Annotated in this window: 11 protein-coding genes; 10 read left to right on the top strand and 1 reads right to left on the bottom strand. The window is 57.5% G+C overall.

Annotated elements, in window-relative coordinates:
• Positions 1-110: 110 nt before the first annotated feature.
• The 4 genes from iscR (at position 111) to sseB (ending at position 4,155) form a co-directional block, all read left to right on the top strand.
• A complete protein-coding gene (gene iscR, locus ACXIZX_RS13945; protein ID WP_008108287.1) occupies positions 111-608 on the top strand; it encodes a Fe-S cluster assembly transcriptional regulator IscR in 498 nt (165 codons plus the stop codon).
• Positions 609-816: 208 nt separating this feature from the next.
• Positions 817-1,989 carry an IscS subfamily cysteine desulfurase gene (locus ACXIZX_RS13940; RefSeq protein WP_479404379.1) on the top strand — a complete coding sequence of 391 codons (1,173 nt, stop codon included), beginning with the start codon at positions 817-819 and terminating at the stop codon, positions 1,987-1,989.
• Positions 1,990-2,051: 62 nt separating this feature from the next.
• The gene (pepB, locus tag ACXIZX_RS13935) at positions 2,052-3,338 is read left to right on the top strand and encodes an aminopeptidase PepB (protein WP_179449862.1); all 1,287 of its coding nucleotides are present in this window, start codon (positions 2,052-2,054) and stop codon (positions 3,336-3,338) included.
• A 49-nt stretch (positions 3,339-3,387) separates the two neighbouring features.
• Complete coding sequence (gene sseB, locus ACXIZX_RS13930; protein WP_008108294.1) at positions 3,388-4,155, top strand: enhanced serine sensitivity protein SseB; 768 nt, start codon at positions 3,388-3,390, stop codon at positions 4,153-4,155.
• Between the two features lie 43 nt (positions 4,156-4,198).
• Here the strand turns inward: sseB and sseA are convergent, their stop codons facing one another.
• On the bottom strand, positions 4,199-5,038 hold the full coding sequence (gene sseA, locus ACXIZX_RS13925) for a 3-mercaptopyruvate sulfurtransferase (protein WP_179449866.1): 840 nt from the start codon (positions 5,036-5,038) through the stop codon (positions 4,199-4,201).
• A gap of 147 nt (positions 5,039-5,185) precedes the next feature.
• Here sseA and ACXIZX_RS13920 point away from each other — a divergent pair, with 147 nt between their 5' ends.
• The 6 genes from ACXIZX_RS13920 to rodZ all read left to right on the top strand — a co-directional run bounded on the left by ACXIZX_RS13920 (position 5,186) and on the right by rodZ (position 16,177).
• Positions 5,186-10,072 (top strand): alpha-2-macroglobulin family protein, encoded by a 4,887-nt coding sequence (locus ACXIZX_RS13920; protein ID WP_479404378.1) that lies wholly within the window; start codon positions 5,186-5,188, stop codon positions 10,070-10,072.
• 6 nt (positions 10,073-10,078) lie between these two features.
• Positions 10,079-12,403: a peptidoglycan glycosyltransferase PbpC gene (gene pbpC / locus ACXIZX_RS13915; RefSeq protein ID WP_479404377.1), complete on the top strand. Its 2,325-nt coding sequence runs from the start codon at positions 10,079-10,081 to the stop codon at positions 12,401-12,403.
• 168 nt (positions 12,404-12,571) lie between these two features.
• Positions 12,572-13,003, top strand: coding sequence for a nucleoside-diphosphate kinase (gene ndk, locus ACXIZX_RS13910; protein WP_007884899.1), 432 nt, complete (start codon positions 12,572-12,574; stop codon positions 13,001-13,003).
• A gap of 188 nt (positions 13,004-13,191) precedes the next feature.
• Positions 13,192-14,361 carry a dual-specificity RNA methyltransferase RlmN gene (gene rlmN / locus ACXIZX_RS13905; protein ID WP_007884898.1) on the top strand — a complete coding sequence of 390 codons (1,170 nt, stop codon included), beginning with the start codon at positions 13,192-13,194 and terminating at the stop codon, positions 14,359-14,361.
• 75 nt (positions 14,362-14,436) lie between these two features.
• A complete protein-coding gene (gene pilW, locus ACXIZX_RS13900; RefSeq protein WP_154155660.1) occupies positions 14,437-15,171 on the top strand; it encodes a type IV pilus biogenesis/stability protein PilW in 735 nt (244 codons plus the stop codon).
• Positions 15,161-16,177: a cytoskeleton protein RodZ gene (gene rodZ / locus ACXIZX_RS13895; protein WP_179449872.1), complete on the top strand. Its 1,017-nt coding sequence runs from the start codon at positions 15,161-15,163 to the stop codon at positions 16,175-16,177. The genes pilW and rodZ overlap by 11 nt, the downstream gene beginning before the upstream one ends.
• Positions 16,178-16,201: the final 24 nt, after the last annotated feature.

Raw genomic sequence — 16,201 nt, 5'->3', positions numbered from 1 at the left:
GCAAATTACTCGGTTAAATAGTTGACCGTTTTACTCAGGAATGTCAGACTGCATCCAATTCATCAGATAACCCGCCGATAACCGGACGGACGCTTACGAGGTTGTATGCTATGAGACTGACATCCAAAGGACGTTATGCCGTAACCGCTATGCTGGACGTTGCACTGCACTCCAATGAGGGCCCGGTGCCGCTAGCTGACATTTCTGAGCGTCAGGGCATCTCGTTGTCCTATCTGGAGCAGTTATTCTCACGTCTGCGTAAGCACGGCTTGGTGGCCAGCGTTCGTGGTCCAGGTGGCGGTTATCTGTTAGGTAAAGATTCAAGCGCGATTGCTGTGGGCGCGGTCATCACCGCCGTTGACGAATCTGTCGATGCCACCAAATGCCAGGGCAAAGAAGGCTGCCAGGGCGGCGAGCGTTGCCTGACCCACGTTTTGTGGCGTGATCTGAGTGAGCGCATTAGCGACTTCCTCAACAACATCACGCTGGCGGAACTGGTGAATAATCAGGAAATCCTCGAAGTGGCCGATCGCCAGAACACGGTCGATAATCGCCGCTTTCAGCAGCATCGTGTGCAAGAAACCATCAACGTTAATCTGCGCGCGTAATCTAACTTAGCGTGGTTTTCCCAACCCTAAATGATTCGAGTTAGAGGAAGGCGGCAAGCGAGCGCATCCCCAGGAGCATACATAAGTATGTGACTGGGGTGAGTGAGTGCAGCCAACGCACCTATAACTTGAAGCATGACGGGTTCATACTGGAAAGGCCGATTCGTGCTATAAAGACGTATGATTTTTTATACGGAGTTTTAGCGCAATGAAATTACCGATTTACCTGGATTACGCAGCCACTACACCTGCGGATCCGCGTGTCGCCACCAAAATGATGCAGTTCCTCACGATGGATGGCACTTTCGGTAACCCCGCGTCCCGTTCCCACCGTTTTGGCTGGCAGGCTGAAGAAGCCGTTGATGTGGCTCGCAATCAGATTGCGGAGTTGGTCAACGCCGATCCGCGTGAAATCGTCTTTACCTCCGGCGCGACCGAAGCGGACAACCTTGCCATTAAAGGTGCCGCACAATGCCATCAGGCGCGCGGCAAGCACATTATTACCAGCCAAACCGAACACAAAGCAGTGCTCGACAGTTGCCAGCAACTGGCGCAAGAAGGCTTTGAAGTCACCTTCTTACAGCCGGGCAGCGACGGTATCGTCACGCCGCAGATGCTCGAATCTGCACTGCGCGACGACACGGTGCTGGTGTCGCTAATGCACGTCAATAATGAAACCGGTGTGATTCAGGATATCGCCGCACTCGGCGCGCTGTGCCGTGCGCGTGACATCCTGTTCCACGTTGATGCCACGCAAAGCGTCGGCAAATTGCCGATTGACGTCACTGAACTGCCGGTGGATTTGATGTCCTTCTCGGCGCACAAGTTGTATGGACCGAAAGGCATCGGCGCGCTGTGGGTGCGCCGCAAACCGCGCCTGCAAATTGATGCGCAGATGCACGGTGGCGGCCACGAGCGCGGCATGCGTTCTGGCACATTGCCGGTGCATCAAATTGTCGGCATGGGCGAAGCCTACCGCATTGCGCGCGAAGAGATGAGCAGCGAAATGGCGCGTCTGGCCGAGTTGCGCCAGCGTCTGTGGAATGGCATCAGTCAACTGGGTAACGTGAACCTGAACGGTTCGCTGGAGCAGGGCGCTCCGAACATCCTCAATATCAGTTTTGCCCACGTCGATGGCGAATCGCTGATTATGGCGCTGAAAGATCTGGCGCTGTCATCCGGTTCCGCCTGTACCTCGGCCAGTCTCGAACCTTCCTATGTGCTGCGCGCGATGGGCGTTGAGCAGGAGCTGGCACACAGCTCGCTGCGTTTTTCGCTCGGACGCTTCACCAGCGCAGAGGAAATTGAGTACGCTATTGAGCTGGTTAACAAAGCGGTAACACGTCTGCGGGCGCTCTCGCCTGCAACAAACGCCCGCTAATTCATGCACCCCTTGCGCCGGTTCTGGCGCAAGGTGACACCTAACGCAAACGGAGCCACGCGATGACAACACAACCGATGATAATTACGCTCAGCTCCCAGGCCGCCGACGCGCGCTGGGGTGACAAAGCGCTGCTGAGCAGCAACGAAAGTGGCATGACCATTCACCTGACTGGCGCAGATGCGCTGATGAGCATCCAGCGCGCGGGTCGCAAGCTGGACGGTCAGGGCATTCGTCACGTCTCACTGCAGGGCGAAGGCTGGGATTTAGATAAGTGCTGGGCATTCTGGCAAGGCTATCGCAGCCCGAAAGGCAAACGCCAGGTCGAGTGGCCGGAATTCAATGAGGCCGATCAGGCTGAATTTGCGCGTCGCCTGAAGATCGTTGATTGGGTGCGCGACACCATCAACCTGCCGGCGGAAGATCTTAGTCCAGAGCAGCTGGCGCATAACGCGGTTGATCTGATCAATGAAGTGGGCGGCAAAGCGGTGAGCTATCGCATCACCAAAGGCGACGATCTGCGCGAGCAGGGTTATGCCGGTATTCACACCGTGGGCCGTGGTTCAACGCGCGCGCCGGTATTGCTGGCGCTGGATTACAACCCAAGCGGCGATGAAAGTGCGCCGGTTTATGCTTGTCTGGTCGGTAAAGGTATCACCTTCGATACCGGCGGTTACAGCCTGAAGCAAAGCGCTTTTATGGACTCGATGAAGTCCGATATGGGCGGCGCGGCAACCTTGACCGGCGCACTGGCGCTGGCAATTTCGCGCGGTCTGAATAAGCGCGTGAAACTGTACCTGTGCTGCGCCGACAACATGGTCAGCGGCAATGCATTCCGTCTGGGCGACATCATTCGCTATCGCAACGGTAAAACCGTAGAAGTGATGAACACCGATGCGGAAGGTCGCCTGGTATTGGCCGATGGCCTGATCGATGCCAGCGAACAGAATCCTGAACTGCTGATCGATGCGGCAACGCTGACCGGCGCGGCGAAAACTGCTCTGGGTAACGATTACCACGCGCTGTTTACCTTTGACGATGTGCTGGCGGAATCGCTGCTTGGCAGCGCGACCGGCGAAAACGAAGCCTTCTGGCGCTTGCCGCTGGCCGAGTTCCATCGCAGCCATCTGCCTTCGAACTTTGCCGATCTGAATAACATCGCCAGCCCGTCACACGCGGCAGGTGCCAGCAGCGCGGCGGCGTTCCTGTCGCATTTCGTCAGCAAATATCAGCAAGGCTGGCTGCACATTGACTGCTCCGCGACGTATCGCAAAGGCGCGGTGGATCAGTGGTCCGCTGGTGCGACCGGTTTGGGTGTGCGCACCGTCGCCAATCTGTTACTGAAATAGCCCTCATCACGGCAGGCGTAAGCTTGCCGTCTTTTTTGGAATACGACAAATGAGTAACCGTCTTGAAGAGGTGCTGAAGCTGGCGGCCACCGAGCCTGCGCACCGTCCGGAATTTTTCCAACTGCTGCTGGACGCCGATGTTTGGGTGCCAGGCGAAAGTCCCGCTGAGCAGTTTGATGCAACTTCGCCGGTCGAATTACAGCATTGGGAAAAAGAGGGTGGCGGCAGCGTGATCCCGTTCTTCACCTCCGAAGAAGCGATGGGTGAGGCAATCAAAGATGAGCAGCCTTATCTGCGCATGCCAGTGCGTACGCTGTTTGAGATTACGCAAGGCGAAACGCTGTTCCTCAATCCGAAGCTGCCAGCGGGCAAAGAGTTTTCGCCGGGTGAAATCGCGCATCTGATTGGCGAAGAGGGCAGTGCGCTGAGCCAGCAAACCGTGCTGGAAGGCGGCCAGGCGCTGCTGCTGTCTGAAGTGGCCGAGCCGCCAGCGCAGATGGTCGATTCGTTAACGCAGCTGTTTGCCAAATACAAACAGGTGCGCCGTGCTTACATCGCCAGCATTCGTGAAAGCGCTACCGAAGAACCCAACCTGCTGATTGGTATCGAAGCAGATAGCGATATCGATGAAATTATTCAGGCGGCGGGCGGCGTAGCAACGGATACGCTGGCCGATGATGCACCCATTGATATTTGTGAAGTGGTGAATGAAGATCGCGGCGTGAGCCACTTCTTTACTGCCCACATCACGCCATTCTATGAACGTCGCTGGGGCAGTTTCCTGCGCGATTTTAAGGGCAGCCAGCGGATTATATAATCCGCATTTTACAAGTAAGGTCGCCATCTATGGCGACCTGCTATCACTTCTCGATCGGTAAATCGTCGCGGCTGCCCCATTCGCCCCACGAACCGTCGTACAGCGTCACATCCCGCACACCCAACGACGTCAGCGCCAGAATCACCACCACCGCCGTGACACCTGAACCGCAGCTGGCAATCACTGGCTGATCCAGTTTTACGCCCGCCTGAGCAAACAGATCGCGCAGTTCCGCTGCCGGTTTCAGTTCACCATTTACCACCAAATTGTTCCACGGCACGTTCAGGCTGTGAGGAATATGTCCGCGCAGCAAGCCCGGGCGCGGTTCATCCACTTCGGCGTTAAAACGGTTGGCCGCGCGTGCATCGACAATTTGCGCGCCGCCTTCGTGGCTGATCAGCAGCACGTCGGTCAGGCGTTTCACCTGTGCGCCATCATAAGTCGCTTCGAATTCGCCTTCCGGTAAACTTACTGGTCCGGTGGCGACATCGAAACCGGCCGCTTTCCAGCCCTGTAATCCTCCGGCCAGAATCGACACATTTTCGCAGCCAAAGGCACGCAGCATCCACCATGCGCGCGGTGCCGAGAATAGGTTGCCTTCGTCATACACCACCAGATGTTTATCCTGGCTGACGCCCAATTCGCGCATCGCCACCGCAAAGGATTCGGCGCGCGGCATCATGTGCGGATAAGGCGAGGTGTGATCGGACAAGGCTTCGATGTCAAAGAACGGGGCATTCGGCAGATGGCCAGCCAGATATTCAGCCTGCAGATCGCGTACGGCTTCCTGGCCAGGCGGCAACATGCGGGCATCAAGCACCTGCAATGTTTCCTCGGTGTAATGTTCTTTCAACCAATCAGCGGACACAAATATGGCTGTCATAGCAACCTCTTCTCAGCAAACGGGAAAAGCCCAGTGTCCGGGAATGTGAACGCTATCTCAAGGGTGTGATTGCTAAAGTTGGCGGGTTGATGTGAAATTGCGCGAAATTACGTTTTCTTAACTTCTGGGACTGGTGAGGGAATTACCATGGCAAAACGTTTTAACCGGCTGCTGCTCAGCGCGCTGATCGGTGGTGTATTACTGGGCGGCGTAACCTCGACGATTCACGCGCAGGAAACGGCAGCCGCAGCAGCAACGCCGCAATCGCTGTCCGTTATTGATTTCTCCGAACTGCAACTCGACGGCGCTGCCGCGCTGGTGTTGACCTTCAACTCGCCGCTTGATAGCAAACAGGATTTTGCCGCGCACGTGCAAATTACCGATGAGAAAAGCGGCAAGGTCGACGGCGGCTGGGAGCTGGCGCAAAACGGTAAAGCGCTGCGTTTTCGTCATCCTGAACCGTCGCGCAAGTTGACGGTTAACGTCGATGTCGGTCTCAAAGCGGCCGATGGCAGCACCTTATCCACGCCATTTAATCAAACACTCACCACGCGCGATATCCAGCCGATGGTGGGTTTTGCCAGTCGCGGATCGCTGTTGCCGCTGCGTCTGACGCAGGGTTTGCCGGTGCTGGCATTAAATGTGAATAACGTCGACGTCGATTTCTTCCGCGTGAAAAGTGCCTCGCTGGCCGATTTTCTCGCCCAGTGGAATTACGGCAACAACATGTCGTACTGGGAATCGCGCGAGCTACTGAAGAATGCCGATCTGGTTTACGGCGCCCGCTTCGATCTTAATCCGGCACGCAACACGCGCGAGAAAATGCAGCTGCCGCTGGGCGATGTCGATGCGCTGAAACAGCCGGGCGTCTATCTGGCGGTGATGAAACAGGCCGGAACCTACAACTACACGCAGCCGGCGACCCTCTTCACATTGAGCGACATCGGTTTGTCGCTGCACCAATTCCCCGAACAGTTGGAACTGTTCGCCCAAAGCCTGGCCAACGGCGCGCCGCTGGATGATGTCAGCGTGCAGTTGCTGGATGAAAAAGGCAAACAACTCGCCAGCGGCACCAGCGACAGCAACGGTCATCTGCGCTTACCGGCGAATGCCAAAGGCAAACTGCTGCTGGCGACGCAAAAGGGCCAAACCTCGCTGATCGATCTCAATCGTCCGGCGCTGGATCTGGCTGAGTTTCCGATTGATGGTCCGCAAGGCTACGACAAACAGTTCTTCGTATTTGGTCCGCGCGATCTCTATCGTCCGGGTGAAACGGTGATCGTCAACGCGCTGCTGCGTGATGCTGACGGCAAACCATTGCCGCCGCAGCCGGTGAAAGCCGAAGTGGTGCAGCCGAATGGCGAAGTGTCGCAGACCTTTGTCTGGCAGCCGGAAAACGGCGTCTATCAACATCGCTTTGCATTACCTGCTTCCGCAATGACTGGCGAATGGACGCTGCGCATCAACAGCGGCGATAACCAGCCGCGTAGCTGGCCGTTCCACGTCGAAGATTTCCTGCCAGAGCGCATGGCACTGGATCTAACCAACAGCGCGCAGCCGGTGACGCCAGATGACGACATTACTTTTGCGGTCGAAGGCCGCTATTTGTACGGTGCGCCTGCCGCAGGTAACGAGTTGCAAGGGCAGCTGTTCCTGCGCCCGGCACGTGAAGCGGTGGCCGCGCTGCCAGGCTATCAATTTGGCGACATCACTGAAGAGCTGAAGCGTTCACTCAATGATGTGGATGAGAAGCTGGATGAGAGCGGTAAGTTGCAACTCAACGTTGAGAGCAGCTGGAAAGAGAGCCATTCGCCGCTCAATCTGATTCTGCAAGCCAGCCTGCTGGAAACTGGCGGCCGTCCGGTGACGCGCCGCGCGACTCAGGCAATTTGGCCGGCTCCGGCGCTGCCTGGCATTCGTCCGCTGTTTAACAGCGAATCGGTATATGACTATCGCACCGACCGTTATCACGATGAGCCGACCGTCGCGGAAAACAGTCTGGCGGAGTTCGACGTGGTCTACGCCAATCCGCAGGGCGAAAAACTGGCGGCGTCAGATCTTGATGTGCGCCTGATCCACGAACGTCGCGACTATTACTGGAGCTTCTCCGACAGCGAAGGCTGGCAGTCGCGCTTCGATCAAAAGGATCTGCAGGAGGAGCAGCAGCGCATCACTATTGCAGCGGGCGGCAGCCAGAAAGTGAGCTTCCCGGTGGAGTGGGGCACCTATCGCCTGGAAGTGCATGCCGGCGACAACATCATTAGCAGCGTGCGCTTCCAGGCCGGATATTGGTGGCAGGACAACACCAACGGCACCGGCGCACTGCGTCCGGATCAGGTCAAACTGAAAATCGATAAAACTGCCTATCAGGCGGGCGACACCGCGCATGTGCAGGTGGAATCGCCTGCTGCCGGTAAAGGCTATCTGATGGTGGAATCCAGCAGTGGCACGCTGTGGTGGCAACCGCTAAACGTTCCGGCGGGCGGCGCGACCATTGATGTACCGATTAGCGACAGCTGGAAGCGACACGATCTCTATCTCAGCGCCATCGTGGTGCGTGACGGCGACAAAGCCAGCGGCGTCACGCCGAAACGTGCGGTGGGCTTGCTGCATCTGCCGATGACGACTGAAGCGCGTCGCCTCAGCTTAGCGCTCGACGCGCCGGATAAAATTCGTCCTGAGCAGACGCTAAAAGTGAAGGTCAAAGCCAGTCGTGAAGGTGGCGCGTTGCCGCAGCAGGTTCAGGTATTGCTCTCGGCGGTGGACAGCGGCGTGCTTAACATTACCGATTACAAAACCCCGAATCCGTGGGACGCGTTTTTTGGCCGTAAGCGCTACAACGCCGATCAGTACGATGTGTTTGGTCAGCTGATTGAAGGCGGTGGCAAGCTGGCCGCGCTGCGCTTTGGTGGTGACGGCGACGATGCCGATGCGCTGTCGCGCGGCGGTAAAAAACCGGTCACAGAGGTGCAGATTGTGGCGCAGCAGTTGCAGCCCGTAACGCTGGATGCCAATGGCGAAGGTACGCTGGAACTGCCAATTCCGGCGTTTAATGGCGAACTGCGTTTGATGGCGCAGGTGTGGAGCGACGACAGCTTCGGCTCGGTCGATCGCAAGCTGGTGGTTGCTGCACCGTTGATCAGTGAACTGGCGACGCCGCGCTTCCTGGCCAGCGGCGATCAATCTACGCTGGCGCTGGATCTCACCAACCTCACCGATCAACTGCAGACGCTGAAAATCAACGTCACGGCCAGCGGGCTGATCGCTCTTAACGGCCAGATCCCCGCCAGCGTGCAGCTGGCGAAAGGCGCGCGCACCACTTTGCAAATTCCGGTCAAAGCGCAGGGCGGCTTTGGTGAGGGCGATGTGCAGGTCAAGGTGTCCGGCATGAGTTTGCCGGGCGAAACGCTGGCCGCCAGCGAGCGAAAATGGAAAATTGGCGTGCGTCCGGCGTATCCGGCACAAACGCTGAGCTTCGATAACGTGATGCAAACCGGCCAAAACTGGCAGGTGATGGCGGGCGCCTTCAATGGTTTGCAGCAGGATACCTTGAGCGGACAGCTGTCACTCAGCAACCGTCCACCGCTGAATATCGCCAGCTATATCAGTTCGCTGTATGCCTATCCTTATGGCTGCCTTGAACAGACCGCCAGCGGCATTTGGCCGTCGGTGTTCACCAACCATGCGCAGCTGACGGCTATGGGCATCAAAACCAGCAACGATGAAGCGCGTCGCGCCTCGATTGATACCGGCATCGCGCGCCTTGCCGGCATGCAGCGCGGCAACGGCAGCTTCGGTTTGTGGAGCAAAGAGAGCCAGGAAGAGTTCTGGCTGACGGCTTACGTCACTGATTTCCTGCTGCGCGCCAGCGAAGCCGGCTACAGCGTGCCGGATGGTGTGATTACCCGCGCCGACGAACGTCTGCTGCGCTATCTGCAGGATCCCGCGCAGATCGAAACCAGCTGGAGCAGCGATGCCGATGGTTTGCGTTTCAGCGTGCAGGCCTATGCCGGATTGGTGCTGGCACGTCAGCAGCAGGCACCGCTCGGCGCGTTGCGTGCGCTGTATGAAAAGCGCGATCAGGCTAAATCCGGCCTGGCGATGGTGCAGCTTGGCGTGGCGTTGAAGCTGATGGGCGATCAACAGCGCGCACAACTGGCGCTGGCGCAGGGCATTGGGCTGGAACGTAAGCCTAACAGCTGGCTCGGCGATTACGGCAGCCCGGTGCGCGATCGCGCACTGATTTTGTCGCTGTTGACGGAAAACCAGCTGCTGCCGGAGATGCAAGGTCCGCTGCTGATCGATCTGGCGAAAGCCGTGCATGGACAGCGCTGGTTCTCGACGCAGGAAAACAACGCGTTGTTCCTAGCCGCCCGCACCTTGCAGCAACATAAAGGCGAAAGCTGGCAGGCGACACTACAAGGCAAAGCGGAACCGCTCAGCAGCAATCAGCCGCTCAATATTGGTATGACGGAAGATCAGCTGCGCCAGGGCGTGTCGGTGAAAAGCGACAACGCGTCGCCGCTTTACGGCACGCTAAATGTGGTGGGCTATCCGCGCACCGCACCGTCGCCGATGAGCAACGTGCTGCAGATCAGTCGTGAGTACTTCACGCTGGATGGTAAGCCAGCGGATCTCACCAACCTGAAAAGTGGTGAACTGCTGGTGGTACGTCTCAAAGTCGCGGCCAGCGAGCGCGTCAGTGATGCGCTGGTGGTGGATCTGCTGCCTGCTGGACTTGAGCTGGAAAACCAGAACCTGAGCGACAGCAGCGCCAGTTTAGGCGACAGTGCCGATGCGCTGAAAGAGAGCATGATGGATATGCAGCAAGCCAACATTAAGCATATCGAATTCCGTGACGACCGCTTTGTCGCCGCGCTGGCGCTGGATGGCTACACGCCGGGCACGCTGCTGTATCTGGCGCGCGCGGTCACGCCGGGCAGCTATCGCTTGCCGCCGCCGCAGGTGGAATCGATGTATGTGCCGGAATGGCGCGCGATTGGCAGCACGCCGCAAAAACTCAATGTGCGTTAACCATTGATGTTTGGAAGTAAGCAACTAAAGCGGTGGCGCTGGCTGCCGCTTTTTTTACTGATTTTGCTGGCCGCGCTGTGGCTGCTGGATCGACTTACGCCGCTGCCGCTGCGTGAGTTGCAGCCGGCGCGCGTGGTGGTAGCCGAAGACGGTACGCCACTGTGGCGCTTTGCTGATCAACAAGGCGTGTGGCGCTATCCGGTGACGCTGGAGGATGTCTCGCCCGCTTATATCGAGGCGCTGCTGACTTACGAAGATCGCTGGTTTTGGCATCATCCCGGCATCAATCCGATGGCGATTGTGCGCGCTGTCGGGCAGAACGTGCTGCATCACGGCGTGGTCTCCGGCGGCAGCACGCTCACTATGCAGGTGGCGCGACTTATTGATCCGCAACCGCGCACGCTGCGCGGTAAAGTGGTGCAGGCGTGGCGTGCGCTACAGCTCGAATATCATCTCTCTAAACGCGACATCCTCACACTGTATCTCAATCGCGCCCCTTTTGGCGGCACGGTTGAGGGCGTTGGCGCGGCGAGCTGGATGTGGCTGGGAAAACCGCCTTCGCAACTTACCAAAGGGGAAGCGGCGCTGCTGGCGGTGTTGCCTCAGGCGCCGAGCCGCCTGCGGCCCGACCGCTGGCCACAGCGCGCCGAAGCCGCACGCAACAAGGTGCTGGATCGCCTCGCGCAATATCACGTCTGGTCAGTGCAGGATGTCGCCGATATCAAACAAGAAGCGGTGTGGCTGCCGCCTCGCCAAATGCCGCAACGTGCGCCGCTGCTGGCCCGCCGCTTGTTGTCGCTGTCACCCGACAACAAAATCACCTCAACAATTGATGTGTCGCTGCAGCGCGAACTGGAGAATCTGGCGGCGTCGCTAAAAAGCAACTTGCCGCCGCGCACCTCGTTGGCGCTGCTGGTGGTGGATCACCAAAACATGAAAGTGCGCGGCTATGTCGGTTCGGTGGATTTCAATGACGACAGCCGTTTTGGTCACGTCGATATGATCGCCAGCGTGCGATCGCCCGGATCAGTGCTGAAGCCCTTTGTCTATGGCATGGCGCTGGACGATGGGTTGATACATGGTGAATCGCTGCTGCAGGATGTGCCGCGCCGCTTCGGTGACTATCGTCCCGGTAACTTCGACTCGGGTTTTCACGGACCGGTGAGCGCCAGCGATGCGCTGGAGCGATCGCTCAATCTCCCTGCGGTCCAGCTGCTGGATGCGCTGGGGCCAAAAAGTGTCGCCGCGCGCTTGCGTAACGTGGGATTGAATCTGCGCTTTCCAGCCGGCGCAGAACCCAATCTGTCGCTGGTGCTGGGCGGTACCGGCGCGCGCATGGATGAGATTGTGGCGGCCTACAGCGCTTTTGCCCGTCACGGCAATGCGGCACACTTGCGCTGGCTGACGACACAACCGCTGCAGGAAAGGCCGCTATTGTCGCCGGGTGCGGCATGGATTGTACGGCGCATTTTGGCTGGCGCGGCGCAACCTCCGGCCAGCGGCACGGTGCCGGAGATCGCCCCATTGGCGTGGAAAACCGGTACCAGCTATGGCTATCGCGATGCATGGACGATTGGCATTACGCCGCGCTATCTGATTGGCGTGTGGGTTGGGCGACCCGATGCGACGCCGGTCGCCGGGCAATTTGGTTTTGCTTCGGCGGTACCGGTGATGAATCAGGTCAATAATTTGCTGGCTGGCCATATGCCGGTGAACGGTGCGCCGCGCGATCCGCGTCCGCAAGCGGTCAGCGCCATGAGCATTTGCTGGCCTGGCGGTCAACCGTTGCCCATCGGCGACGAGAATTGTCGCCAGCGTCGTCAGAGTTGGGTATTGAATCAAACCGTGCCGCCAACGCTGCTGGCGCCGGGGCAGGAAGGCGTTAATGGTTTGCGCCAGCGCTACTGGCAGAACAGCCGGGGATTACGCGTGGCGGCCGATTGCCCGGATGCACAAAGCCACGAGCGCCTGATGTGGCCGCTGCCGCTTGAACCCTGGTTGCCGGTAGCTGAACGCCGTGCTCAGCGCTTGCCGCCGATCGATCCTGCTTGTCCGCCGCTCAATCAGGGCAACGCGCCGCCGATGGTGATTACCGGTGTGATCAACGGCCAGCGCGTTCAACCGCTTCCGGGTAAAGTTGTGCTGGTGATGCCGGTAGCGGTGCAGGGCGGACAAGGTGAGCAGCGCTGGTGGTTTTTAAACGGACAGCCGCTGGAGCGGGACGCGAATAATAATAGTGCGGCGCTGGTGCTGGATGAGCCGGGAAGTTATCAACTGGTGGTGATGGATGAAGCGGGGCAGCTCTCATCGGTGGCCTTTACCCGCGGTTGAGTGCATGGATATGGCATACTTTTTGCCTGCGCGCCCCGACAAAAATCAATTATTTTCAATAATTCCGCTAATCGCTAATAGGCAACGCGCCATGATATCCCTATAATCGGCGCGTTTTCTTACCGGGAGGAGCTCCCGGATTCTTCAGGATGCTAACTAGAGGTCAACATGGCAATCGAACGTACTTTCTCAATCGTGAAACCAAACGCCGTCGCTAAGAACGTGATTGGTGCAATCTATAACCGTTTTGAAAGCGCGGGCTTCAAAATCGTTGGCGCAAAAATGCTGCACCTGACCAAAGAGCAGGCTGAAGGCTTCTACGCTGAGCATAAAGGCCGTCCATTCTTTGATGGTCTGGTTGAATTCATGACTTCTGGCCCAGTTGTGGTTTCTGTACTGGAAGGCGAAAACGCCGTTCAGCGTCACCGCGATCTGATGGGTGCAACTAACCCAGACAACGCGCTGGCAGGTACTCTGCGTGCTGATTACGCGGACAGCTTCACCGAGAACGCGACCCACGGTTCTGACTCTGCTGAATCTGCAGCACGCGAAATCGCGTACTTCTTCGCAGAAAACGAAGTCTGCCCACGCACTCGCTAAGTGCGTTGATCGCCTAAGCGAACACGCGTCTTTACAGCTGTTCAACATCTGTGAAACGGTTCCCCTGGCATCATGCAGCAGATGTAGTACAATTATGCGCCCTTGTTGAGCCAGCCTCAGCGAGGGCGCTGTTTTTTTCCTACTATTAACCAGAGCCGTAACGTGTAACAACGAGGCCAGAGAACATTATGTCCGAACAGATTGTGACGCCGTCGTCCGCTTCCCCCGTGGTTGTTTCCCCAAAAAATGAAAAAATTAACCTGCTGGATCTTAACCGTCAGCAGATGCGCGAATTCTTTCTTGAGATGGGCGAAAAGCCGTTCCGTGCCGATCAGGTCATGAAGTGGATGTATCACTACTGCTGCGATGATTTCGAGCAGATGACCGACATCAACAAAGTGCTGCGCGGTAAGCTGATGCAGCGCGCTGAAATCCGTGCGCCGGAAGTGGCGGAAGAGATGCGTTCCACCGATGGCACCATTAAATGGGCGATCCGCGTGGGCGACCAGCTGGTTGAAACCGTCTATATCCCGGAAGCAGATCGCGCAACTTTGTGCGTCTCTTCGCAGGTAGGCTGTGCGCTGGAGTGCAAGTTCTGTTCGACGGCGCAGCAGGGCTTTAACCGTAACCTGCGCGTATCAGAAATTATCGGCCAGGTATGGCGCGCCGCGAAAATCATCGGTGCCGCAAAAATTACCGGTCAGCGCCCGATCACCAACGTGGTGATGATGGGCATGGGCGAGCCGCTGCTGAACCTGAACAACGTGGTACCGGCAATGGACATCATGCTGGACGACTTTGGTTTCGGCCTGTCAAAACGTCGCGTTACGCTCTCCACTTCGGGTGTAGTGCCGGCGCTGGACAAGCTGGGCGACATGATCGACGTAGCGCTGGCGATTTCGCTGCATGCGCCAAACGATGCGATTCGTGACGAGATCGTGCCGATCAACAAAAAGTACAACATCGAGACTTTCCTTGCGGCGGTAAAACGCTACATCGGCAAATCCAACGCCAATCAGGGCCGTGTCACCATTGAGTACGTGATGTTGGATCACGTCAATGACAGCACCGACAACGCGCATGAGCTGGCGGCACTGCTGAAAGAGACGCCGTGCAAAATCAACCTGATTCCGTGGAACCCGTTCCCCGGCGCGCCGTATGGCCGTAGCTCCAACAGCCGTATCGACCGCTTCTCCAAAGTCCTGATGGATTACGGTTTCACCACCATCGTGCGTAAAACCCGTGGTGACGATATCGACGCCGCTTGTGGTCAGCTGGCGGGTGATGTAATCGACCGTACCAAGCGTACGCTGCGTAAGAAAATGGCAGGCGAAGCCATCTCTGTGAAGGCGCTCTGAAAGCCAGCGCCTGCTGATATTCACCGGGCGTAACTCATGTCAGTCTCTCCGCATATTTTTCATGGAGAGACTGAAATGCGTAAAGGATTACCCGCAGCGATTCTGGCTGGCTTTGTTGTAACCGGTTGTGTCAATCATCCCGCACAGCAAAGCGCAGCGGATATTCGTTTGCAGCTTGGATTGCACTACCTGGCGGTGAAGGATTATGCCGCCGCACAGCGCAATTTATTGCGTGCTCAGCAGGCAGCGCCAAAAGATTATCGTGTCCCGTTGGCCCTTGCTCGGGTGGCGCAGGCTCAGCAGAATAGCGCGCAAACTCGCTGGCACTACCAGCGGGCGCAGCAGTTAGCGCCGTTGAATGGTTATGTGGCTAACAATTACGGTGCGTTTCTCTGCGGTTTAAGGCAGTATGACGAAGCGCATCAACAGTTTAAGCTGGCAATTGAGGCGCAGGAAATCGATGCTCGTCAGGATGCATTCCTGTTTTCGGGCTATTGTTACCTGCAGGCTGATGAGAGTGCCGCAGCGCGCGAGCAGTTAGGTTACGCGCTGGATGCCGCACCGGAGCAGGGCAGTCAACTGCTAAGGGAAGTGGAAAGGCGGCTTGAACAGCAGGAACAGCAGTCGGTTCCGCTGCTTTTAGAAGTGTACCATCAGCGTTTGCCGGCAACGGCAGAGAGCCTGTGGTTACAGATACGTTTCGCCGCGCAACAGGGAAACGCTGCTGACGTTACACGTTATGGCGACCGGTTGGCGCGAAGTTTTCCACAATCGATACAGTACCAGCGTTATTTAGCTAATGAATACTGAAGCCACTCAAGAGAATTCTGCAGTACATTCCACAGGTGAACGCCTGCGTCTGGCCCGTGAGCAGATGGGGCTGACCCAGCAAAACGTCGCTGAACGCCTGTGCCTGAAACTTACTACCGTGCGTGATATTGAAGAGGATAAGTCACCTGCTGATTTAGCGTCGACATTCCTGCGCGGATACATTCGCTCCTATGCCCGACTGGTGCATGTACCGGAAGATGACCTGCTGCCGATGATGGCAAAACAGGCTCCGGTGCGCGCGGCCAAGATCGAGCCGATGCAGAGCTTCTCATTGGGTAAGCGTCGTAAAAAGCGCGATGGCTGGCTGATGATCTTCACCTGGTTGGTGATTTTTGTCGTAGTCGGTTTAACCGGTGCGTGGTGGTGGCAGAACCATAAAGCGTCACAGGCTGATTTGGTGTCGATGGCCGATCAAAACGGCAGCGGCGACAATAGCCAGTCCATTCCATTGGGCGATAACAGCACCGACAGTAATGCCGATGCGGATACCAACGCTGCCGGTACGCCAGTTGATAACGGTGCTGGCGCTGTCGCCACGCCGGAAAGCAATACCGCCGCACCTGCGGCGAGCACGAGTAATACCGCGCAAACCAACGGCAGCGACAACGCCGTGGTTTCGCCAAGCCAGGCGCCGATTGATACGGCACCGCCAGCGGCGACGTCTCCGGCCCCAGCCAACAGCGTTCCTGCCGGCCAAATGCCTACCGGAAATGCGGCAGTCAGCCAACCGGCAGGCGATCCGAATGCCATCGTGATGAACTTCAAAGCCGATTGCTGGCTGGAAGTCAGCGATGCGACCGGCAGGAAGTTGTTCAGCGGTCTGCAACGTAGCGGCGGTAAGCTGAGTTTGTCCGGAACGGCTCCGTATCGTCTGAAAATTGGCGCACCAAGTGCGGTTGACGTGCAATATCAGAATCAGCCCGTTGATTTAAGTCGTTTTATCCGTAATAACCAGGTTGCCCGTCTGACGCTGGGTGCGCAATAACGCGCAGCGCGCTTTCCGGGTAAT

This window comes from Candidatus Pantoea symbiotica (genome assembly GCF_056491525.1).
The sequence above is the reverse complement of the archived record's forward strand: the minus strand, read 5'-3'. Positions and strand labels throughout refer to the sequence as shown.

Bases quoted from the DNA above. Each gene is read 5' to 3' on its own strand.
- iscR (WP_008108287.1), top strand. From the start codon at position 111: ATGAGACTGACATCCAAAGGACGTTATGCCGTAACCGCTATGCTGGAC.
- ACXIZX_RS13940 (WP_479404379.1), top strand. From the start codon at position 817: ATGAAATTACCGATTTACCTGGATTACGCAGCCACTACACCTGCGGAT.
- pepB (WP_179449862.1), top strand. From the start codon at position 2,052: ATGACAACACAACCGATGATAATTACGCTCAGCTCCCAGGCCGCCGAC.
- sseB (WP_008108294.1), top strand. From the start codon at position 3,388: ATGAGTAACCGTCTTGAAGAGGTGCTGAAGCTGGCGGCCACCGAGCCT.
- sseA (WP_179449866.1), bottom strand. From the start codon at position 5,038: ATGACAGCCATATTTGTGTCCGCTGATTGGTTGAAAGAACATTACACC.
- ACXIZX_RS13920 (WP_479404378.1), top strand. From the start codon at position 5,186: ATGGCAAAACGTTTTAACCGGCTGCTGCTCAGCGCGCTGATCGGTGGT.
- pbpC (WP_479404377.1), top strand. From the start codon at position 10,079: ATGTTTGGAAGTAAGCAACTAAAGCGGTGGCGCTGGCTGCCGCTTTTT.
- ndk (WP_007884899.1), top strand. From the start codon at position 12,572: ATGGCAATCGAACGTACTTTCTCAATCGTGAAACCAAACGCCGTCGCT.
- rlmN (WP_007884898.1), top strand. From the start codon at position 13,192: ATGTCCGAACAGATTGTGACGCCGTCGTCCGCTTCCCCCGTGGTTGTT.
- pilW (WP_154155660.1), top strand. From the start codon at position 14,437: ATGCGTAAAGGATTACCCGCAGCGATTCTGGCTGGCTTTGTTGTAACC.
- rodZ (WP_179449872.1), top strand. From the start codon at position 15,161: ATGAATACTGAAGCCACTCAAGAGAATTCTGCAGTACATTCCACAGGT.